The 20,308-nt window shown below is 73.3% G+C and carries 24 protein-coding genes; 16 read left to right on the plus strand and 8 right to left on the minus strand.

Annotation, left to right across the window (positions count from 1 at the left end; translation table 11 throughout):
- Nucleotides 1-140 precede the first annotated feature (140 nt).
- Nucleotides 141-2,357 carry a S9 family peptidase gene (locus tag ACFOX0_RS13140; protein ID WP_377545191.1) on the minus strand — a complete coding sequence of 739 codons (2,217 nt, stop codon included), beginning with the start codon at nt 2,355-2,357 and terminating at the stop codon, nt 141-143.
- Nucleotides 2,358-2,459: 102 nt separating this feature from the next.
- On the opposite strand from ACFOX0_RS13140, the gene mshB reads away from it, so the two are divergent.
- The 3 genes from mshB to ACFOX0_RS13155 all read left to right on the plus strand — a co-directional run bounded on the left by mshB (nt 2,460) and on the right by ACFOX0_RS13155 (nt 4,620).
- On the plus strand, nt 2,460-3,494 hold the full coding sequence (gene mshB, locus ACFOX0_RS13145; protein ID WP_377545193.1) for an N-acetyl-1-D-myo-inositol-2-amino-2-deoxy-alpha-D-glucopyranoside deacetylase: 1,035 nt from the start codon (nt 2,460-2,462) through the stop codon (nt 3,492-3,494).
- Nucleotides 3,495-3,511: 17 nt separating this feature from the next.
- Nucleotides 3,512-3,952 (plus strand): hypothetical protein, encoded by a 441-nt coding sequence (locus ACFOX0_RS13150; RefSeq protein ID WP_377545195.1) that lies wholly within the window; start codon nt 3,512-3,514, stop codon nt 3,950-3,952.
- A 203-nt stretch (nt 3,953-4,155) separates the two neighbouring features.
- The gene (locus ACFOX0_RS13155; protein ID WP_377545197.1) at nt 4,156-4,620 is read left to right on the plus strand and encodes a hypothetical protein; all 465 of its coding nucleotides are present in this window, start codon (nt 4,156-4,158) and stop codon (nt 4,618-4,620) included.
- 4 nt (nt 4,621-4,624) lie between these two features.
- On the opposite strand, the gene ACFOX0_RS13160 is transcribed toward ACFOX0_RS13155, so the two are convergent.
- Entirely contained in the window at nt 4,625-5,743 is a 1,119-nt protein-coding gene (locus ACFOX0_RS13160) for a GNAT family N-acetyltransferase (protein WP_377545199.1), read from the minus strand.
- An 80-nt stretch (nt 5,744-5,823) separates the two neighbouring features.
- On the opposite strand from ACFOX0_RS13160, the gene fdxA reads away from it, so the two are divergent.
- From fdxA to ACFOX0_RS13205, 9 genes are all read left to right on the plus strand, one after another.
- Entirely contained in the window at nt 5,824-6,150 is a 327-nt protein-coding gene (gene fdxA / locus ACFOX0_RS13165) for a ferredoxin (protein WP_377545201.1), read from the plus strand.
- Between the two features lie 14 nt (nt 6,151-6,164).
- Nucleotides 6,165-7,283: a succinyldiaminopimelate transaminase gene (gene dapC, locus ACFOX0_RS13170; RefSeq protein ID WP_377545203.1), complete on the plus strand. Its 1,119-nt coding sequence runs from the start codon at nt 6,165-6,167 to the stop codon at nt 7,281-7,283.
- Between the two features lie 110 nt (nt 7,284-7,393).
- Nucleotides 7,394-8,428 carry a prephenate dehydrogenase gene (locus ACFOX0_RS13175; protein ID WP_377545205.1) on the plus strand — a complete coding sequence of 345 codons (1,035 nt, stop codon included), beginning with the start codon at nt 7,394-7,396 and terminating at the stop codon, nt 8,426-8,428.
- Between the two features lie 198 nt (nt 8,429-8,626).
- Entirely contained in the window at nt 8,627-9,292 is a 666-nt protein-coding gene (locus ACFOX0_RS13180; protein ID WP_377545207.1) for an SIMPL domain-containing protein, read from the plus strand.
- 150 nt (nt 9,293-9,442) lie between these two features.
- Nucleotides 9,443-10,087 carry a nucleoside/nucleotide kinase family protein gene (locus ACFOX0_RS13185; RefSeq protein ID WP_377545458.1) on the plus strand — a complete coding sequence of 215 codons (645 nt, stop codon included), beginning with the start codon at nt 9,443-9,445 and terminating at the stop codon, nt 10,085-10,087.
- Between the two features lie 484 nt (nt 10,088-10,571).
- Complete coding sequence (locus ACFOX0_RS13190; protein ID WP_377545460.1) at nt 10,572-11,822, plus strand: HNH endonuclease signature motif containing protein; 1,251 nt, start codon at nt 10,572-10,574, stop codon at nt 11,820-11,822.
- Nucleotides 11,823-12,144: 322 nt separating this feature from the next.
- Complete coding sequence (locus tag ACFOX0_RS13195) at nt 12,145-12,591, plus strand: carbohydrate ABC transporter permease (RefSeq protein ID WP_377545208.1); 447 nt, start codon at nt 12,145-12,147, stop codon at nt 12,589-12,591.
- Nucleotides 12,588-13,463: a carbohydrate ABC transporter permease gene (locus tag ACFOX0_RS13200; protein WP_377545210.1), complete on the plus strand. Its 876-nt coding sequence runs from the start codon at nt 12,588-12,590 to the stop codon at nt 13,461-13,463. Before ACFOX0_RS13195 ends, ACFOX0_RS13200 begins: the two co-directional genes overlap by 4 nt.
- 30 nt (nt 13,464-13,493) lie before the next feature.
- Nucleotides 13,494-14,783 carry a M20 metallopeptidase family protein gene (locus ACFOX0_RS13205; protein WP_377545212.1) on the plus strand — a complete coding sequence of 430 codons (1,290 nt, stop codon included), beginning with the start codon at nt 13,494-13,496 and terminating at the stop codon, nt 14,781-14,783.
- 103 nt (nt 14,784-14,886) lie between these two features.
- On the opposite strand, the gene ACFOX0_RS13210 is transcribed toward ACFOX0_RS13205, so the two are convergent.
- The 3 genes from ACFOX0_RS13210 to ACFOX0_RS13220 are packed head-to-tail and all read right to left on the minus strand — an operon-like array spanning nt 14,887 to nt 16,600.
- Nucleotides 14,887-15,501: a DUF3618 domain-containing protein gene (locus ACFOX0_RS13210; protein WP_377545214.1), complete on the minus strand. Its 615-nt coding sequence runs from the start codon at nt 15,499-15,501 to the stop codon at nt 14,887-14,889.
- A complete protein-coding gene (locus tag ACFOX0_RS13215) occupies nt 15,501-15,956 on the minus strand; it encodes a phage holin family protein (protein WP_377545215.1) in 456 nt (151 codons plus the stop codon). The genes ACFOX0_RS13210 and ACFOX0_RS13215 overlap by 1 nt, the downstream gene beginning before the upstream one ends.
- Complete coding sequence (locus ACFOX0_RS13220) at nt 15,953-16,600, minus strand: hypothetical protein (RefSeq protein WP_377545216.1); 648 nt, start codon at nt 16,598-16,600, stop codon at nt 15,953-15,955. The genes ACFOX0_RS13215 and ACFOX0_RS13220 overlap by 4 nt, the downstream gene beginning before the upstream one ends.
- A 294-nt stretch (nt 16,601-16,894) precedes the next feature.
- On the opposite strand from ACFOX0_RS13220, the gene ACFOX0_RS13225 reads away from it, so the two are divergent.
- Complete coding sequence (locus ACFOX0_RS13225; RefSeq protein WP_377545217.1) at nt 16,895-17,488, plus strand: PadR family transcriptional regulator; 594 nt, start codon at nt 16,895-16,897, stop codon at nt 17,486-17,488.
- 114 nt (nt 17,489-17,602) lie between these two features.
- Here the strand turns inward: ACFOX0_RS13225 and ACFOX0_RS13230 are convergent, their stop codons facing one another.
- Entirely contained in the window at nt 17,603-17,893 is a 291-nt protein-coding gene (locus ACFOX0_RS13230) for a hypothetical protein (protein ID WP_377545219.1), read from the minus strand.
- A gap of 198 nt (nt 17,894-18,091) precedes the next feature.
- On the opposite strand from ACFOX0_RS13230, the gene ACFOX0_RS13235 reads away from it, so the two are divergent.
- Genes ACFOX0_RS13235 through ACFOX0_RS13245 form a run of 3 tightly spaced genes read left to right on the plus strand, consistent with a single transcriptional unit; the run spans nt 18,092 to nt 19,755 of the window.
- On the plus strand, nt 18,092-18,859 hold the full coding sequence (locus ACFOX0_RS13235; protein WP_377545221.1) for a helix-turn-helix domain-containing protein: 768 nt from the start codon (nt 18,092-18,094) through the stop codon (nt 18,857-18,859).
- A complete protein-coding gene (locus tag ACFOX0_RS13240; RefSeq protein WP_377545223.1) occupies nt 18,850-19,050 on the plus strand; it encodes a DUF397 domain-containing protein in 201 nt (66 codons plus the stop codon). The genes ACFOX0_RS13235 and ACFOX0_RS13240 overlap by 10 nt, the downstream gene beginning before the upstream one ends.
- A 42-nt stretch (nt 19,051-19,092) precedes the next feature.
- Entirely contained in the window at nt 19,093-19,755 is a 663-nt protein-coding gene (locus tag ACFOX0_RS13245) for a SanA/YdcF family protein (RefSeq protein ID WP_377545225.1), read from the plus strand.
- A 32-nt stretch (nt 19,756-19,787) separates the two neighbouring features.
- Here the strand turns inward: ACFOX0_RS13245 and ACFOX0_RS13250 are convergent, their stop codons facing one another.
- Together ACFOX0_RS13250 and ACFOX0_RS13255 are read right to left on the minus strand one after the other, a co-directional pair.
- Nucleotides 19,788-20,105 (minus strand): type II toxin-antitoxin system PemK/MazF family toxin, encoded by a 318-nt coding sequence (locus ACFOX0_RS13250; RefSeq protein WP_377545227.1) that lies wholly within the window; start codon nt 20,103-20,105, stop codon nt 19,788-19,790.
- A complete protein-coding gene (locus tag ACFOX0_RS13255) occupies nt 20,099-20,305 on the minus strand; it encodes a ribbon-helix-helix domain-containing protein (protein ID WP_377545229.1) in 207 nt (68 codons plus the stop codon). The genes ACFOX0_RS13250 and ACFOX0_RS13255 overlap by 7 nt, the downstream gene beginning before the upstream one ends.
- Nucleotides 20,306-20,308: the final 3 nt, after the last annotated feature.

Consider the following 20,308-nt stretch of genomic DNA (forward strand, 5'->3'; position numbering starts at 1 on the left):
ACCGGAGGGGTGGGCCGGGCCCGTCGTGGTCCGGCTGATCCCTTCCGGGTAGTCGCGGGGGTCACCTGTGCGGTTCCGGTTCGCCGGAGCCGCCGGGTGACCCCTTCGGCGTGCCGGGGGTCCGGCGGCGGGGGCGCTGCTCAGAGGTGCCGGCGGAGGAAGTCGAGTTCGACGGCGAGGAGACGTTCGGCGGTGCCGTCGGCGGCCATGTGGGTGGTGCCGGTCAGCGGGATCACGGCGTGCGGGCGGGCGGTCCGCAGCAGCGCGGCCGACAGGCGCAGGGTGTGCGCGGCCACCACGTTGTCGTCGGCCATGCCGTGCACCAGCAGCAACGGGCGGGCCTGCTCCGGGTCGCCGACCGGCTCGTCGGCCAGCTCGATCAGCGAGTGGTGGGCGTAGACGTCGGCGCTGTCCTCCGGCAGACCGAGATACCGCTCGACGTAGGCGGTGTCGTACAGCGCCCAGTCGGTGACCGGGGCGCCGGCGATGGCGCACCGGAACCGGTCCGGCCGGCGCAGCACGGCCAGCGCGGCCAGCCAGCCGCCGAACGACCAGCCACGCACCGCCGTACGGTCCAGGTCCAGGTCCGGGTGCTTGCCGGCCAGCGCGGTCAGCGCGTCGATCTGGTCGGCCAGGATGACGTCGGCCAACCGCCGGTGGATCACCTTCTCGTACGACGGCGCCACGCCGGGCGTACCGCGGTTGTCGACGGTGACCACCGCGAACCCGGCGTCGGCCCACCACTGCCGTTCCAGCCAGGCGGACCGGGTCGCCAGCACCTCCTGGTGACCGGGACCGCCGTAGACGTCCAGCAGCACCGGCAGCCGGCGACCGTCGACGTGGTTGCGGGGATAGAGCACCGCGGCCGGCAACCGGCGGTCGGTCACCCGGTCCAGCACCGGCCTCGGCGCGTACGGCGGCGCGGCGGCCATCGACCGCAGGCTGCCCACCTCGCTGCCGCCCCGCCACACCGTCCAGCGCACGCCCGCGTGGTCCAGCGACGAGGTGCCCACCACCAGCACGTCACCGCCGACGGCCGCGGTGTGCCAGCCCGGGTCGGTGGTGATCCGGCGGGCCTCGATCCCGCCCCCGCCGACCGAGGTACGCACCCGGAACAGGTGCTGCTGACTGGGCTCGCCCTCGCTCGCCTCGACCAGCAGGTCCGGTGCCGTGCCACTACCGGCGGCGAGCTGCCCGACCACCCGCCGGACGTAGAGCGACGGCGGGGTGAGCAGGGTCCCGTCGGCGAACAGGCAACGGGCGTCGTACCCGTCGTGGGCCAGCTCGCCACCGACCAGCACCCGCCCGTCGGGCAGGTGGCCCGGCGTGCCGGCCACCGGCTCCACCCAGCGCGGGTCGGCCAGCTCCGCGTGCACCTGCGTCTCCCCGGTACGCGGGTCGATGGCCAGCACCAGGCCGTGCTGCTGCATCCGGCGCAGCACGGTGATCAGCGGACCGCCCTCGGACCAGTGGACCGAGACCAGGTACGGGTAGGTCTCCCGGTCCCAGTGCACGTCCACCCAACCGTCGTCGAGGTCGAGCAGGTGCAGGCTGACCTCGGCGTTCGGGCCGCCGGCGCACGGGTAGGCGACCGCCCGGGGCGGGCGGGCCGGGTCGCCCGGGTCGTGCAGGTACCAGCGCGGCAGCCGGGACTCGTCGACCCGGGTCGCCAGGATCGACTGCCCGTCCGGTGCCCACCAGTACCCGCGGTGCCGGTCGAACTCCTCGGCGGCGACGAACTCGGCGAGCCCCCAGCTCACGCCGCCGTCCTCGCCGGCCAGCAGCGAGTCGGTGCCGTCCGAGTCGATCACCCGGAGCTGTCCGCCGGTCGGTTCGTCCCGGGCCGGGGCGCCGAACGGCCCCCGCCGGGAGGGTCCGGTCCCGGCCGGGCCGGTGGCCTCCGGGGCGGCGGCCGGCACGGTGACGTAGGCCAGCCGGCGACCGGCGGGATCCGGCCGCGGATCGATCACCGGCCCGACGGTGGGCACCTCGATCACGTCGCCGTGTACCAGGTCGGCCCGGAACAACCGGCCGCCCAGCGCGAACACGGCCACCCGGCCCGGCGGATCGACGACGTAGTCGGCGATGCCGGCGGCGGTCAGCCGCTGCCGCTCCCGGCGCTTCCGCTCGGCCGCCGGCGGTGCCGCGTCGCCGTGCGGGCCGAGCAGGACCGCCGGATCGGCGATCAACCGCTCGGTGTCGCCGGCCACGTCGTAGCACCAGAGCGAGTCCGCCGGGTCCTCCGGACCCTGCGAGCGCAGGAACAACACCCGCGAGCCGTCCGCCGCCACCGTCACCCGCCGCGGCGCGCCACGGGTGAACCGGCGGGTACGTGTGGCCAGCTCGGGAAATTCCACATCGCGATCGTAGAGCCGGGCGTTCGGTGATGGGGCTGAGCTGCGGATCGAACAGCCATCCGTGACGCCGGCGGCGGGCGCCGGGCCGCGTACAGTGACGTCGTGACGAACCACGCCGTGCGTCCCGGCCCGCGCGCCGCGATCGGCGAACCGCCCGCCCGCCGCCTGCTGCTGGTGCACGCGCACCCGGACGACGAGTCGATCTCCACCGGTGCCACGATGGCCCACTACGCGGCCGCCGGCGCCCACGTCACGCTGGTCACCTGCACCCTGGGTGAGGAGGGCGAGATCCACGTACCGGCGCTGGCCGGGCTCGCCGCGGCCGAGGCCGACCAGCTCGGCGGCTACCGGGTCGCCGAACTCGCCGCCGCCTGCGCCGCGCTGGGCGTCACCGACCACCGGTTCCTCGGCGGGGCCGGCCGGTACCGGGACAGCGGCATGCTGGGCCTGCCCACCAACGACCACCCGCGGGCGTTCTGGCGGGCCGACCTGGACACCGCCGCCGGCCAGCTGGTCGAGATCATGCGCGAGGTCCGGCCGCAGGTGCTGATCACGTACGACCCGAACGGCTTCTACGGGCATCCCGACCACATCCAGGCGCACCGGGTGGCGATGCGCGCGGCCGAGCTGGCCGCCGCCGAGGGGATCGGGCCCGACAAGATCTACTGGACGGCGCTGCCGAAGAGCGTGCTGGCGGCCGGCCTGGAGGCGTTCGGGACGTCCTCGGACAACCCGTTCGCCGGCGTGGAGCGGGCCGAGGACCTGCCGTTCGGCAGCCCGGAATCGGAGATCGCGGCCCGGATCGACGCGACCGACAGCGGCGCCGCCAAGGAGGCCGCGATGCGCGCCCACGCCACGCAGATCCCGGCGAATTCGTGGCTCCACTCGATCGCCCGCAACTTCGGCGCCGAGTCCCTGGGAGTGGAGTTCTACACCCTCGCGGCCGGCGGAAAAGGCCCGGGCACCGGCCGGTACGGCTGGGAGGACGACCTGTTCGCCGGCCTGACGACGCCGCTCAGCCCGACGGCGACCGGCCCGACGGCGACCGACGACGTGCCCGGGTCGGCCGGTGGTGCGGCCGGGTCCGGGGCCGCACCGACCGGTGACTCGGCGTCCGCCGGGGCGGGCGTCCGGTGACGGTGCCGAGCCCGCCCGTGTCCGCGCCCACCGACGTACCGCAGCCGCCGCCGGGGCCGGAGCCGTCCGGGCCGAACCGGACCGTCGACCTGCTGCTGCGGGTGGCCGCCGGACTGATCTCGGTGGTGGCCGCGGTGGTCACCGGCGGGCTGGAGTTGATGTTCGCCACGCTGCGCGTCGGCGGCCACCTGATCGGCCTGTCGGTGCTGCTGGCGGTGCTGGCCAACCTGGCGCTGAGCTGGTTCGCGTACCACGGGGTGGGCCGCAAGGGCGCGGTGGCGCTGCCCGCGATCGTCTGGTTCGGGTTGATGGTGCCCGCCGCGGGTGGCACCCGCGAGGGCGACTATCTGCTCGCCGGGAACAACTGGGTGGGCATGGCGATGATCATCGCGGGCGCGATGACCTTCGCCGTGGTCGGCTTCAAACTGGTCATGAGCCCACCGCCGTCGATCCGCTGACGGTCTCCCGCTCAGCCTTCGCCACGCCCGGCTTCCCCTTCCCGTCCGGTTTCCGGCCCGGCCCTGGCTCTCCGGCCGCTCCGGCCGCGCTGCCCGGTTGATTCTCAGCCTGTTCCCAGGATCGGCCCATGGATACCGGCCCGGCCGGATGGTAGATATTTCGGTGCGGTATTCGTGAGGTGACAATCTGGGAGGGGCGGACGATGAGACAGCGGTGGCTTCCGGTCGGTGTGCTCGCGGGAGTGCTGTTCGCCCTCAACGTGATCGCCCGCCTGGTCGTCCGATGGGGCTTCGACAACGACACCGAGGTCTCCGACCGGGTCTCGTTGGGGATGTTCGTGGTGATCGGGCTGATCCTCGCCGGCATCGCCTTCACCCAGGGCCGGCGGGTGCCGCTCGCCCACTGGACGGCCGACGTCGCGGCGGCGGTGCTGGTCGCCATGGTCCTGACGATCTTCATCGGTCCGTTCCTCAGCGGCAGCCAGCCGTTCGCCGCGGGCGCCGGCGCGTTCTTCTCGCAGATCTGGCTCTACGCCGGCTGCGCCCTGATCGGGACCATGCTCGGCTACCTCGTGCTCACCGCCCTCGGTTGGGACTACCGGTCGGAGTCGCTGAAGCGGTATGCCGAGCTGAAGACGTCCAAGCCGCGCCGCGTCGTCCGTCGCTAGTGGGTCAACGCGTCGCGTCCGGTTCGTCAGGACGACCCGCCGGGGCGATGCGGGTGCGGTAGGTGTGGTGGGTGGTGAAGCCGAGTTCACGGTAGAGCGTCACCGCCGCGGTGTTCGACTCCTCGACCTGGAGGAAGGCCTGGGTCGCGCCGAGCCCGTCGGCCCAGTCGACCAGCGCCCGGATCACCTGGCGGGCCAGGCCACGCCGCCGGGCCGAGGGCGCCACCTCGATCAGGGTCAGCCCGAGCCAGCGCCCGCCGCCGGTCACCGTGCCCCGACCGATCGCCAGCAGTTCAGGGCCCGCCGGCCGGGTGCCGGCCGCCAGCACGCCGGCCGCCTCGGTGCCGTCCGCGCCGGCCGGGTCGGAGTCGGCCGGGTCGAAGCCGGCCCCGGTCGCGTACACGTGGGCGAACCGGACCTGGTCCACGGCGGTGAGCACGTGCCGGGCGGCGGTCGGCAGGCCGGCCTTGCGGGCGGCGACCATGGCGATCCACCCGGCCGTCGGCTCGGTCGTCAGCTCCGCCGCCGGTGCGGCCGCCGGTCCCGGCTCGGTCGGACCGTCCGGTGGCACCGGCCCGCCCAGGGCCGCGCGGACCCTCGCCAGCGGCGCGGTCTGCACCAGGACCAACGGTCGGGCGTCGCCCCAGCCGCGATCGTCCAGTTCGGCCGAGACCGGCGTGGCCAGCGGCAGCGGTACGTTGATCATCGCGGGCTGGCCGCGGTCGGCGTACCAGGCCCGCACGGCGTCGATCGCGGCCGGCAGCGGGCGGTCCGGGTCACCGACCGGCAGCGCCGAGTTGGCCCGCCCGGTCCACCCCTCGGCCGAGCGCAGCAGCCAGCCGCCGAGCCGGTCGCGTACCGGTGCCGGCCAGGCCTCGTCGGCGGCGAGTTCCAGGGCGACGACGGCCGCGGCGGTCGGGCGCCGCGCGGCCGGCACCCGCTTGGCCCGGTGCACCTCGGTCAGCGGTACGCGCTGCGGGCCGGTCGCGGTGTTCACCGTGAGATGGGTCTCGGTCAGCTCGGTGAGCTCGCCGAGCGCGTCCGAGAAGACCGTCCTGCCGGCCCGGACGCCGATCACCCGGCGGACTACTATCCGGTGTCCCACATCCTGCTGTCGGAGCACGATCCACCCCCTCCACGGCGAGATACTAGGCTCTAACCGTCGCGGATGATCGCGGCGAAGCTTCGCGGAGGAGAAGACCGGTGACCTACATCATCGCTGAGCCGTGCGTGGACGTGCTCGACAAGGCGTGCATCGAAGAATGCCCGGTCGACTGCATCTACGAGGGCAACCGGATGTTGTACATCCACCCCGACGAGTGCGTCGACTGCGGGGCCTGCGAGCCGGTCTGCCCGGTCGAGGCCATCTTCTACGAGGACGACGTGCCGGAGCAGTGGAAGGACTACACCACCGCGAACTACGAGTTCTTCGAGGATCTCGGCTCGCCGGGCGGTGCCGCCAAGACCGGCAAGATCGAGAAGGACACGCCGTTCGTCGCCTCCCAGCCGCCGCGCGGGGACGCACACTGAGCGGCGGTTCCGGGGTGGGTGGTGCCGCAGCCGCGGACCGGCGGGTCTCGGCCCGGCTGCCCGAGTTCACCTGGGACGCGCTGGAGTCCTCCCGCGCGTTGGCCGCCGACCATCCGGACGGTCTGATCAACCTGTCGATGGGCACCCCCGTCGATCCGGTCCCGGAACCGATCCGCCAGGCGCTGGCCGGCGCGGCGGACGCCCCCGGCTACCCGCTGACGGCGGGTTCCGCCGGGTTGCGTTCGGCGATCTCGGCCTGGGTGGCCCGGACCTGCGGCACCGGCGGCGACGGGTACGGCGTGCTGCCCACGATCGGCTCGAAGGAGCTGGTCGGCTGGCTGCCGACGTTGCTCGGCATCGGACCGGGCGACACGGTGGTGGTGCCGCGGATCTGCTACCCGACGTACGCCGACGGGGCCCGGCTCGCCGGGGCCGAGGTGCTGCGCGCGGACTCGCTCACCGCGGTCGGCCCGACCCCCCGGGTACGCCTGGTCTGGGTCAACTCGCCGAACAACCCGACCGGCCAGGTGCTGCCCCCGGCGCACCTGCGCAAGGTGGTCGACTGGGCCCGGGAGCGGGGTGCGGTGGTCGCCAGCGACGAGTGCTACCTGCCGCTGGGCTGGGAGACCACGCCCACCTCGATCCTCGCCGACGAGGTCAGCGGCGGGTCGTACGCGGGGCTGCTGGCCGTGCACTCGCTCTCCAAACGGTCGAACCTGGCCGGTTACCGGGCCGGGTTCGTCGCGGGCGACCCCGAGCTGGTCGCCGAGCTGCTCAAGATCCGTAAGCACGCCGGGATGATCGTCCCGACGCCGGTGCAGGCCGCCATGGTCGCCGCGCTGGCCGACGAGCGGCACGCCGACGAGCAGCGGGAACGCTACCGGGCCCGGCGGGAGACCCTGCGTGCCGCGCTGCTGGCCGCCGGCTTCGGGATCGAACACTCCGAGGCGGGGCTCTACCTGTGGGCCACCCGGGACGAGGACTGCTGGCAGACGGTCGAGTGGTTCGCTCGTCGGGGCGTACTGGTGGCACCCGGGGTCTTCTACGGCCCGGCCGGTCAGCGGCACGTGCGGGTGGCGCTGACCGAGACGGACGAGCACGTCGCCGCCGTGCCCGCCCGGCTCGCCGGCTGAGCGATGGTCGCGTTCGCGCTCGGGCCGCCCGGCCGGCCGGCGTCGGTCGGTCGGTGTTCGTGTCGGGTGGTCCGGGCGTCCGACCGGGCGTCGCTGATCCGGGAGGACTGATGTTCGCTGCCGGCGGTCTGGGCGTCCGGGTGGCCGTGCTGGGCACCGGCCTGATCGGTGGGTCGATCCTGCTCCGGCTGCGGGAGGCCGGCCTGGACGCGCGCGGCTGGGACCCGGACCCGCAGACCCGCCGGCACGGCCGGGACCGCGGGGTGCCGTTCGCCGACACCCCCGCCGACGCGGTACGCGACCGGGACGTCGTCTTCCTCTGCGGTCCGCTGCGGACCCTGCCGGACACCCTGGCCGAGGTGGCCGGCGTCGTCGGCGACGACTGCGTCCTGACCGACGTGGGCAGCACCAAGTCCGCCGTGGCGGAGGCCGCCGCCCGGTTCGGGCTGACCCACCGGTTCGTACCCGGCCATCCGATGGCCGGCACCGAACGGGCCGGCCTGACCTCGGCCGTGGCGGGACTGTTCCAGGACGCGGCCTGGGTGCTCTGCCCCGCGCCGGACGGGGAGCTGACCCGGTTCCGGGCGCTGGCCGGTCTGCTCGCCGACGTCTTCGCGGCGCGGGTCGTGCCGCTGTCCGTCCCCGTGCACGACGCGGTGGTGGCGCTGTCGTCGCACATCCCGCACCTGTTGGCCGGCGCGCTGGCCGGCGGTACGGCCCGGGCACCGTCGCGCCCGGCGGTGGTCGGCCTGGCCGCCGGCAGCTTCCGGGACGGCACCCGGGTGGCCGGTGCGCCCAGCCGGCGTACCGCCGACATGCTGATCGCGAACCGCGACTTCGTACTGCGCGAACTCGGCCTGGTCGAGAATTTCCTCGCCGACCTGACGGCGGCACTGCGGACCGGCGACGCGGCCGCGTTGGCCGGTCACCTCGGCGAGGCCCGCGCGCTGCGACAGGAGCTGTTCCGCCCGGCCGCCGCCCGCTCCGACCACGATTTCCCGGCGGCGGGATCCACCGCCGAGTTGGATTTCCTGCTGCGGTTGGGCGGCCAAGGCGGCTGGATCGAGCGGATCACGACGGACGGCCCGACCGCCCGCTACACCGTGCGCCGGCCCGATCCCGACCCGCCCGACGACGACGCCTGAACCACCCGGTCCCGGTCGGTGCCCGCACGGTCCGCGCTGCGGCGGGTCGGTGCCGGTCGGCATGCAACGAACCGGGCCGTGCCCGCACGGTCCGCGCTGCGGCGGGTCGGGCCGGTCGGCACGAGACGGGCCGGCCGGCCGAGCCCGCACGGTTCGCGCGTTGGGCGGGGTGGGCGGGCGGTCGTTAGGGTGAGGACCATGGCCGACCAACCGATCGTCAGGGTCCGCGGTGAGGCGTTCCGCGAGGTGCCGCCGGAGATCGCCCGGTTCTCGGTGACCGTGCAGGCCCGCGACGCCGACCGACAGTCCACCCTGGCCCGGCTGGCCGAGCGGGCCGACGCGGTGCGTGCGGTGGTCGACACGTACGGTCCGGCGATCGACCGGCGGGAGTCCGGTGACCTGCGGGTGTCGCCCGAGCTGAAGCGCTCCGGTGAGCGGATCAAGGCGTACCACGGGAGCGTGTCGACGACCGTGACGGTGACCGATTTCACGGTGCTCGGCGAACTGATGCTGCGGCTGGCCGACCAGGACCAGGCCACCGTCGCCGGACCGTGGTGGTCGCTGCGCCCGGACAGCCCGGCGCACCGGGAGGCCCGCCGGGCCGCCATCGCCGACGCGATCGACCGGGCCCGGGAGTACGCCGACGCGCTCGGCGCCCGGGTCACCGGTCTGCTGGAGCTGGCCGACACCGGCATGAGCAACCCCCAGCCGATGATGGTCCGGGCGGCGTACGCGGGCGGAGCGGCCGGCGGCGCGCCGCCGAGCCTCGATCTCGATCCCCAGGTGCAGACGGTGCAGGCGGGCGTCGAGGCGCGGTTCGCGATCAGCGAGCCGACCGCGGTGGTGGCCCCGACGGAGCACTGACCGCCGTCCGTGAGCAGACTCGCCGAACCACTGACGTTCGACCAACTCGTCGCCCGGGCCCGCACCCTGTTCGGCTCCGCTTCCTCGGCTGCCGGTGGCGCGGTCTCGGCGGCCGGTGGCGCTTCCGCGGCGGCCGGTGGCGCGGTTTCGGTGGCCGGCTCCGCCGACGCGGCGGCCGGTGGCCGGCGCTCGGCGGCCGGGGCCGCGGGTGGGCGGCGGCTGCTCGGCATCACCGGAGCGCCCGGGGCGGGCAAGTCGACGCTGGCCGCACGCCTGGTGGCCGCGCTCGGTGACGCGGCGGCGCTGGTGCCGATGGACGGTTTCCACCTCGCCGAGGCGGAACTGCACCGGCTCGGCCGGCACGAGCGCAAGGGCGCCGTCGACACGTTCGACGGGGACGGGTTCGTCGCGTTGGTCCACCGGCTGCGTACCCCAGGAGCGGCCACCGTCTACGCGCCGCATTTCCGGCGGGAGATCGAGGAACCCGTCGCGGGTGCGATCCCGGTCCCGCCGTCGGTCCGGCTGGTGGTGGCCGAGGGCAATTACCTGCTCGTTCCCGACGGTCCGTGGGCCGCCCTGCGGGGGCTGCTCGACGAGGTGTGGTTCCTCGACCTCGACCGGGAGGAACGGCTGCGCCGGCTCACCGACCGGCACGTCCGGTTCGGTCGGGACCCGGGGACGGCCTCGACCCGGGCGCGGGTCGTCGACGAGGCCAACGCCCGCCTGATCGCGGCCACGGCGCCCCGGGCCGACCTGGTCTTCCGCCTGGTCGAGGATCCCGGCTCGCCGAGCTGACCGGCGTCCCCGGACCCGGGCGGATGTCGTCTCGCATCAGCCGATGTCGGTTCGCATCAACCGATCTCGGATCGCGTCCCAATCGACGACGGCTCGCACCACAGGCGACGCCGGCTCGCGTCCCCAGCGATGGTGGCTGGCATCCGGCGCGGGCAGGGCCGCCCGCGTACGACGGCGACGCGCTCCCAGCACGCCTGTGCCCGCGCCCAGCACGGCTGTGCCCGCGCCCAGCACGCCTGTGCCCGCGCCCAGCACACCTGTGCCCGCGCCTGGGCCTCGCCGAACGGGCCGTCGACATCGGGGACGTGCACTTCCCACCGGTAGTTCGACACTGCGGCGGTGGCCAGTACCGCATGGAGGCATTTGCTGATCATGCGTCAGGACACTGCGGTGCCGGGCCGACTGGATTTGTTTCAAGATTTTTTGTTGTCGATCTCTGGCCAGTCGGAAATTGTCGTACGACTGTTCTAATCTGCTGTTCGTGATGGACGTGTTGGCGCGGGCGGGTGAGGCGATCTCGTCGTGTGCTGACACGTCCGTCTGGGCGTTGTCGGAGGAGGATCTGCTCGCGGCGTTGGACGCGGTGCACGTGTTGGAGCAGCGGCTGGTCGCGGTGAAGTTGGCGTTGGTGCGGGAGGTCGACGGGCGGGCGGTCGCGGGTGGGCACGGTGCGTCGTCCACGGCGGTGTGGTTGCGTGATCGGTTGCGGGTCGGTGCGGGCGCGGCGCGTCGGACGGTCGGGTTGGCGGCTGCTCTGGATGTGGGGCCGGCGGTGGTCGCGCAGGCGTTGGCGCGGGGTGTGGTCGGGGTGGAGCAGGCGCGGGTCATCACCGACGTGACCGCCGCGCTGCCGGCGAGTGCCGGGGTGGAGGTGGTGGACAAGGCCGCGCAGGTGCTGGTCGACGCCGCCGTCGATTTCGAGCCGGGTGCGTTGCGGCGGTTGGGGGAGCGGGTCCTGTTCCACGTCGCCCCGCAGATTGCCGAGCAGGCCGAGCTGGCGGCGCTGACCGCCGCGGAGGCCCGCGCGCACGATCGGCGGCATGTCACCCTGTCCTCGCCGGGATCGGACGGGCAGGTGCGTCTCACCGGCCGCCTCGACGCGGAGAGCGCGGCGGTGGTTCGGGCCGCGCTCGACCCGATCAGTGGACCGTCGGGCGTGGGGGATGACCGGTCGCCGGGTCAGCGGCGGGCTGATGCGTTGGCCGACGTGTGCCGCCTCGCCCTGCACACCGGTGCCCTTCCCGACAACGGTGGTGATCGGCCGCAGGTGGTCGTCACCGTCGACCTGGACACTCTGCGCGAGCGGGTCGGCACCGCCACCCTGGACGGCGGGGAACGCCTGACGCCGGAGACGGTGCGGCGAGTGGCGTGCGATGCGCAGGTCTTGCCCGCCGTGCTCGACGGCGCGGGTCAGGTGCTGGATCTGGGTCGGCAGCGGCGGTTGTTCACCGGGCCGTTGCGGCGGGCGTTGGTGTTGCGCGACGGCGGGTGCGCGTTCCCCGGCTGTGACCGGCCGCCCCGCTGGAGCGACGGGCATCACATCGTGCACTGGGCCGACGGCGGCCAGACCTGCCTGACCAACGCGGTGCTGTTGTGCCGGTATCACCACCGGGTCGTGCACCACGACGGCTGGCAGGTACGCCTGGCCGCCGACGGGCTACCCGAGTTCCTCCCACCGGCCTGGCTCGACCCGACCGGCCAACCCCGCCGCAACCACTACCACCGACGATGCTGACCCCCGGGACCACCACTTCCGCTCCAGCCGCTCCTCGGATCCCCCCGAGGAGACGCGGCTCCGCTCTCGGCTGCGCCGGTCGCGGCCGTGCCGCGCTGCGTCACTGCCGCAGCCGAAATGGTGGTGCCGCGCGGTGGTGGTGCTGCGCGGTGGGGATGGCGGTGCTGCGCATGGTGGCGGTGCCGCGCGGCGGCGCCGCCGTAGCAGAGGTGGCGGCTTCGTGCCCGCTCCGGGACGGCTTGTTCCGCTCACTGCCGTCGGTTCGCTTACTGACGTCGGCTCGCACCGGTCGGTGGAGGGCTCGTGCTGTCGCCTACCACCAGTGCTGGTGCTGGCCGGGTTGCAACTGATCGCGCCGGAAATCCACGAGGCGGCCCAACTGGACGGCGCGTCGGCCTGGCGGCGGCTGGTCAGCGTCACGCTGCCGCTGGTCCGGCCGGCCCTGCTGGTGGCGGTCCTCTTCCGGATCCTCGACACGCTGCGGATGTTCGACCTGCCGTACGTGCTGATCGGGCCGCGCAAGAGTTCGGTGGAGACCCTGTCGATGCTGGCCCAGAACGAGGCGGCGAACACCCGGTACGGCCCGGCCGCCGCGTACGCCGTGGTGCTCTTCCTCTATCTGTTCCTGGTCGCGGTGGCCTTCGTGAAGCTGCTCGGGGCCGACCTGCTCGGCGACGCGGCCGAGCGCTCGCGCGGCCGGCGCCGGAACCAGCCGCGGCGCCCGGGCCGGGGTGCCGGCGTACCCGAAAAGGCGGGAACGCGGTCATGACAATCGGCACCGAACCGGACCGGCGGGCCCGACCCGCGGCGCCGCGCCCGGCGGGCGACCGCGGGATCCGACAGCGCCGCGGCTGGCGCGCGGGCCTGGTGTACGCGGGAATGGCCGTCATCGTGTTGTACTGCGTGGCGCCGTTCTACTGGATGATCGTGTCCAGCCTGCGCCGCACGTCCAACATCTTCGCCAAGTCGCCGCTGCCGGACCCGGTCTCGCTGGAGAACTACCGGGCCGTGCTGGACCCGGCCCAGGGCTTCGGCCGGGCGCTGCTGAACAGTCTGGTCGTGGCCGGCACGACCACGGTGCTGGCGCTGCTGATCGGTACGGTCTGCGGTTACGCCCTGGCCCGGTTGCCGCTGCGGTTCAAGCGCACGCTGCTGCTGTTCGTCATCGCGATGTCGATGTTCCCGGTGGTGGCCATCGTGGTGTTCGTCGGGGCCTGGAACGAATTCATGATCGCGCTGAGCATGACCGACGACGCGGCCGTGCAGACCGCGCCGGTGGCCATCGCCAAGTTCACCGGCGCGACGAAGTTCGCGACGAAGTTCGAGACCCCGTTCGGCAGTCAGATGGCCGCCGGCGTGCTGGTCACCATCCCGCTGGTCGTGTTGGTGCTGATGTTCCAGCGCCGGATCGTGGCCGGCCTGACCGCGGGCGGCGTGAAGTATCGGCCGTCTCCCGGGCGACCGCCGTTCCGGCCGGCCGGACCGGGGCGGCCGGGGTGGGGCGGCCGGACCGGGGCGGCCGGGGTGGGGCGGCCGGGGTGGGGCGGCCGGGGTAGGGACAGCCCTAGGCCGGATCCGGGGGCAGGCGTCAGTGTGATCCACGGTCGGGTGCGACAAGGTCGATCTGGTCAGTTCGGGTAGCTGGCCCTCGTACCTGTCACTGGAGGAACCGTGGGGGATTCAAAAGATCGCGTCGTCGGGCGGCGCGCCGTGCTCGGTGGCGCCGCCGCGAGTGCGGCGGTGCTGCTGGGGCCGGCTTCGTCGGCGTACGCGGGCGGGAGGCGGACGCCCGGACGGGTGGACGATCGCCTGGTGGACGAGGTCGCGTCCGGATTGGATTCCTCGCTGATCGCGCTGCGCCGGGAGATCCACCGGCACCCCGAGGCGGCGGGTCAGGAGCAGCGCACCGCCGGGCTGGTGGCGCAGCGGCTCCGGGCGGCCGGTCTGGACGTCAACACGGGCGTCGGTGGACACGGGGTGGTGGGGATCCTCCGTGGTGCCCGGCCCGGTCGGACGGTGGCCTACCGGGCCGACATGGACGCCGTGCCGCCCGGCGACCAGGTCGGGGGCGGCGCGGAGGTGGCCCACCTGTGCGGGCACGACCTGCACACCGCCGTGGGCGTGGGTGTCGCGTCGGTCCTGGCGCGATTGCGCGAACGGCTGAACGGCACGGCCATGTTCGTCTTCCAGCCGGCCGAGGAGCAGCTCACCGGCGCCGCCGCCATGCTCGCCGACGGCGTGTTCGCCCGGCACCGGCCCGCGGAGATCCACGCCTTGCACTGCGGTCCGTTTCCGGTCGGCCAGTTCGTCGTCACACCCGGGTCCGGGCTGCCGGGCCGGGACCGCGGCCTGGTCACGTTCACCGGCGCGGACGCGGTGGCGCGGGCGCGCCAGCTCGCGGCGCGGATCGACGCGCTCGGTACGGTCTCCCGCCCCGCTACGTCCGCCGACCTCGAACGGTTGGTGGCCGACCTCCAGACGCCGCACGGGCCGCTGGAGAGGTTCGTCTTCATGTCGACCCGGGTGTCCGGGGCCGAGGACCGGGCCGAGATCCAGGTGTCGTACCGGTGCTGGCCGGAGAGCCGGTATGCCGGAATCCGCGCGGACGTTCGCCGTCTCGGCCAGGCGTCCGGCGCGGCGTCGGTCGCCTTTCCGGACGATCCGTTCCCCGCCATGGTCTGCCCCCGCCCGGAGGGTCTGGCGCTCGAGCGGTACCTGCACCGGGCCGTCGGCCGCGACCGGACCCGGGTGGCGTACGCCGCGGTCCCGTTCAGCGGTGAGGACTTCGGCCTGTTCCTCGACCGGGTTCCCGGCACGTACACCTTCCTTGGCGTCCGGGCGCCCGGCGCCGCCATCGAGACCAGTTACTCGCACTTCGATAGCTTCGACCCGGACGAGCGGGCCATCGGTCACGGCGTCCGCGCAATGACGGGCTGGCTGGCCCGGCGTACCCGTCACTGAGGGCCGCCACCGGCGCGACCGGCCGGCCGGCGGCGCGGGCGGAGCCGCGAGGTAGGGGCGGGCGGTACGGCCGGAGCCGCACCGCCCGCCGACCCGCTTCCGGTTACGACCGCATGTCGTTCCGGGCGTCCTGGGCGTGGTCACGGACCTGGGCCGCCTCGGACCGGCTGCCCTCCTTGATGTTCTGCGCCGCCGAGCCGGCCCGGTCGCGGACCGACTGGGCGGCCTGTCGGGCCGGTTCCTGGAGGTTGCCCCTCACCTCGTGCGCGACGTCGCCGGCCTTCTCCTTGATGGTGCCGGAGTGCTCCCGCACCCCCTCCTTGAGACGCTCGGCGGCCTGCTGCTCCCGCTGGCTCTCCGGCAGCAGCGAGGACACCAGCCAGCCCACGCCGAAGGCGATCAGACCGACCGCCAGCGGGTTTCCCTGGGCCTGCTGGCGTACCGTCTGCGGCGCTCGCTGCGCCGCGTCCTGCATGGTGGCGGTCGCCGAGTGCGCCTTGTCCTGCATGGTGCCCATCGTGGACTGACCCGCGTCGCCCGCCTGGTGCGCGCTACCCATGATCCTGTCCTTCACGTTGGTGACGGCACCGCGCATCCGCTGCTTTCGGTCCTCGACCATCCGGTGCGGGCTGGCCTTGTAGGCCAACGCGTCCACGTCGTCGCTCAGGTCCCGGCGGGTGGTCTCGATCTGCTGCTTGATCTGGTCCGGATCCGTCATCAGTTGCCTCCTCCGTGGGGCTTCAGCGCATCGGGAACCTGCCGGGCGGTGTCGGCCGTCCGGGACAACCCCCGGACGTTCTTCATCTGAGTACGCGCCCGGGAGTACAGCACGGCGCCGATCACGGCCCAGATCACCGCGACGATCAGTGCCGCCCAGCCCTGATCCATGACGTTCGACAGGCCCCACCACAGGGCGTTGGACAGGAAGAACAGGACGAGGAAGCCCGCGACACCGGCGCCGCCGAACATGCCGGCGGCCTTGCCGGCCCTCCTGGCGTCCTCGCGCAGTTCCGCCTTGGCCAGCTCGACCTCCTGGCGGACCAGCGTGGACATGTCCCGGGTGACCTCGCCCATCAGGTCGCCGAGGGACCGGCCCTGGATGTCCGGCGCTCCCGCCGGGTCCGCGTACCCGGTGGGCTGGGCGTAGCCGTCCCGGCTGCCGGGCGCGGTCATGCCCGCCGTCCCGCGCCGTGCACGTCCTCGCCGTACGGTGTCTCGACCGTCGGGTACGCCGCCGGCTCCTCGAACGCCGGCCGCGATCTGCCGGTCTGCGTCCCCGTACCGGCCTGGCCCGTACCGGCCTGACCCCGTCCGTAGCTTGACCGGCCGTCGCCGGCACCGGACGGCGCGGCTGCGGTGGACGACGGTCCGTGGTGCGACGCGGCGGTCACGTTGCGGGTCAACCGGCCGGCCAGCACGCCGAGTGCGGCGGCGCCGGCAAGGAAGGCCACCGGGTGCCGCCGGGCGTAGCCCCGCACCTCTTCCACGAGCTGGCCGGGTTCCCGGTTCTCCAGCCAGTCGGCGGCACCGTCGATCCGCCCGCCGGCCTGCCGGAGCAGTTCGGCGGCCGGTCCGGACGACTCCGCGCGGTCGGTCATCGAACGCAGCTCGGAGCCGATGCCGCGCAGGCCGGACGCGGCCCGGTGTTGCTGCTGCCGGGCCTGTTCCTGGAGCTGGCCCCGCGTCTCGCCCATCAGGTCCCGGGCCTGCGTCTTCGCCTCCTGCGCGACCTGGCGGCCCTCCTGCTGGGCGGTCTGCGCCACCTCGCCACCGGCCTGGGCGGCGTGCTGACCCACCTGTTTGCTCTGCTCGGTCATAGAAGCTCCTCCAGTGGCGCATATGACCAGGTCTGCTCTCCTTCATGCTGGACAGTCCTGGTTGCCGGCTGTGCTCCCTGCCCCTGTCCCCTGCCCGGGGGGAGCCGATCCATGCCTGCCGACTCCGGGAATTTCTCGGATCCGGGCAGGTCAGCGGTCATCTGCTGCGCATCCGTCGCCCGCTTACCCAGGCGTGTCGTTCACACGCGGGTCCGTGGCGGTCAGGTTGACAACGGTGCCGCAACGGTCCGGGACCACTTACCCAGTAACTACTTACCAGGTAAGGTAACGGCGATGAGCGTGAAGTTCGGCCTGCTGGCGTTGTTCGCCGACGGCCCCAAGTACGGCTACCAGTTGCGTATCGAGTTCGACGAACGGACCGGGGGCACCTGGGCGGTCAACGTCGGTCAGGTCTACACCACCCTGGAGCGGCTGGAGCGGGACGGCCTGGTCGCGGCCGAGGGCACGAACGCCGACGGGCGGGCGATGTACACGATGACCGAGGCCGGCCGGGCGACGCTGGACGAGTGGTTCAGCACGCCGGTGACGGATGCCGACCGGCCCCGCAACGAGCTGGCCGTCAAGCTGCTGATGGCGGCCACCACCCCCGGGGTCGACGTCACCACGGTGGTGCAGCGGCAGCGTACGGAGTCGCTGCGGATGATGCGCGACTACACCAGCCTGCGGCGGGACGCCGAGGCCGACGGTGACGACGCCGGTGTGCTGCTGCTGGACAGCGTGGTGTTCGCGCTGGAGGGCGAGGTGCGGTGGCTCGACCACGTCGAGGCGACGGTGCTGCGCCGGGGTGGTCGGCTCGCCGCGCCGGTCCGGTCGCGCCGGGCGGCCCGGCCGGCGGCGCGGCGCGCGATGCAGCGGAGCGAGCGGTGACCGCGCGGCCGGTGCTGTCCTTCAGCGGTGTGAGCCGGGTCTAAGCCATGGCCGCCGGCACCGGCCCATTTTCCGCCACCGGCCCGGCCGGCGCGATTCGACAGCGGGCGGCGGTCAGTCGACGTGGCTGCGCGGGGCGGCCCAGCCGACCAGGCGGTCGAACAGGCCCTGGGGGCTCGGTCCGGTGCGCGGGTTGAGCCGGTGCAGGTCCTCGATCGCCTCGTAGAGCAGACCGCAGAGGAGGACGCACAGGCCGGCCCGGTCGTCGCCGTACACGGCCTTCAGTTTGAGGCGGGCGGTCGGACACGGCCAGACGTCGGCGCAGGCCCGGCAGAGCCACAGTGGACGCCGGGGGACGTGCGGTCGTACGCCGGGCGGTAGTTCCTTCATGGCCTGGTCACACATCGGGCGGGCCCCCTCGTCGTTGGACGGGGCCGCCCCTCCGGTGGGGCGGCCCACACGGTTCCGCCCGTTCGCAGTTCGGGTCTGTTGCCGCAGCCCCGAGCGGTTCCGCTGACCGACAGCATTCCGGGGGTGACGGGACGCTTACACTGCGCTACGGTGTGCTGCGCGGATATTCGGAACGTCCGATGGGGAGTGTTGATGAACATCGTCCTGCGTGCGGCCATGGTGGCGGCCGGCGAGACCGCCGAGTCACTTGCGGAGAAGGTAGGGGTGGATCCGAAGACGGTGGCGCGCTGGGTCACCCCGGGCCGCATCCCACACGCCCGACACCGATCGGTAGCCGCCGAGGTACTCGGACAGGACGTTGTGGACCTTTGGCCGGACGTCCTGAAGCGTCGGGAGCCGGTGTGGTTGCGTGAGTGGGTCGAATGGGAGCGGGAGGCGACGGCCCTCCGATGGTTCGAGTTGGCCTGGGTGCCGGGCCTGCTGCAGACCGAGGCCTACGCGCGGGCGACTCTCACGGGAGAGGCATTGACGCCGGAGGAAGTGGATCACCTTGTGGCGGCGCGGCTGGGGCGTCAGGCGATTTTGCGCCGGGACCGACCGCCGCTGCTGACGGCCGTGCTGGAGGAGGCGGTGCTTCGTCGATCCGCCTATGGCGACCGCAAGTTGATGCGCGAGCAGTGCGAGTTTCTGGCGGAGTGCGCGATGCTCCCGACGGTGCAGATCCACCTCGTGCCGGTGGGCGTCGGCATGTACCCGGGTCTCGGCGGGCCGTTCATCATTGCCGAGTTGCCGGACGGCGAGCGGGTCGCGCATGTGGACAGCCAGGCCCAGGCACATGTGGAAAGGGGTCCGCGAAACATTGCTACCTTTGACCGACGGTGGGAACTCATCCGGGGCGAAGCGCTCTCCCGAGGCCAGTCCCTGGATCTGATCAAGGAAGCGGCATCATCATGGACGTGACCGGAGCGCGTTGGCGGAAGAGCACACGCAGCGGCAACAACGGCGGTTCGTGCGTCGAGGTCGCTGACAACCTTGGCGGGGTGGTGCTGGTCCGGGACAGCAAGGACCGGGACGGTGGGAACCTCGCCTTCGGGCCGGCGCAGTGGCGGGGTTTCGTGGATCTCGCGAAGCGGATCGGCCCGGTCGGCTGATCCGGGACAGGTCGGACGTTCACCCTCCAAGGGGAGTGACAGATGCGGCGACGACGTCTGCTGCTGACCGCGGCGGGCATCGCGGTGGCCGGACTCGTACTGGTCAGTGCGCCGTGGCTGTGGACGGAGGTCGCCGCGGCCGGGCACGAGTACGACGTGGCCGACGCACCCGTCGCCGACGTGGTGATCGTGCTGGGCACCGAGGTGGCGGCCGACCGGCAGCGTCCGGGTGACCGGCTGACCGGGCGGCTGGATGCCGCCGCCGAGTTGGTCCGGGCCGGTCGGGTCCGGGCGGTCCTGGTCTCCGGGGACGGCGGCGGCGCGTCCGGTGACGAACCCACCGTGATGACGGACTATCTGGCCGGGCTCGGCGTCGATCGGCGGCAGGTGGTGTCCGACAGGTACGGGCTGGACACCTACGACAGTTGCGTCCGGGCGCGCGACGTCTACGGCGTGACGAGCGCGCTGATCGTGACGCAGGACTACCACCTGTCCCGCGCGGTGGCGCTCTGCCGGCACGTGGGACTGGCGACCGAAGGGGTCACCGCGGGCTGCCCCGGCTGTTCGGCGGGCCTGCTGGCGGAGAAGGCCGTCCGGGACTACTTCGCCTGCGGCAAGGCGGCCTGGGACGCGGTCCGCGACCGCCCACCGGCGGTCCAGTCACCCGCCGACCCGTCGGTACGCGAGGCCCTGCGCGCCACCTGACCCGAGTACGCCTTGACCACGGCCGCTGAATGCTAGAGCGAGAGCAGGCGGCGTAGACCGTGGTCGACCTTCGCCACGAGCGCGGCGGGGATGCGGCCGTGACGGTGGCCGAAGGCCGACGGGTCGGCGAACCGGATCCGGGAGAGGTCGATCGTGCCGCCACCCGCCAGGTCGGCGGGAAGTGGCAACAGGATGCCAGGAACATCGCCGTCAGCGCGGCTGTGGATCAACACAATGATCGGATAGGCGCGGGAGTATGCGTTCGCACTCACCACCAGGACTCGGATGCGTCGGCTGCCCAAGAGGTAGTCGACGACGTCGCCTCGGGCGAGCGCCGCCGCGCCTACCACGCCGCGTTGAAGTCAGCGAACGCGGCGGCGTCCTCGCCGTCAAGTGTGGCGTGCCACGCCGTGGCGTCCGCGATGGCGCGCTTATCGAGATATTCGCGGATCGCCTCCGCGACCAGCGCTGACCGATTGCTGCCGGCGACAGCCGCGTTGAGTTCTGCGCCGAGGTCGTCATCCAGCGTGATGGAAATGCTCATGGTCACATC

The sequence above is a fragment of the Micromonospora zhanjiangensis genome (genome assembly GCF_042650605.1).
GTDB lineage: Bacteria > Actinomycetota > Actinomycetes > Mycobacteriales > Micromonosporaceae > Micromonospora_J > Micromonospora_J zhanjiangensis.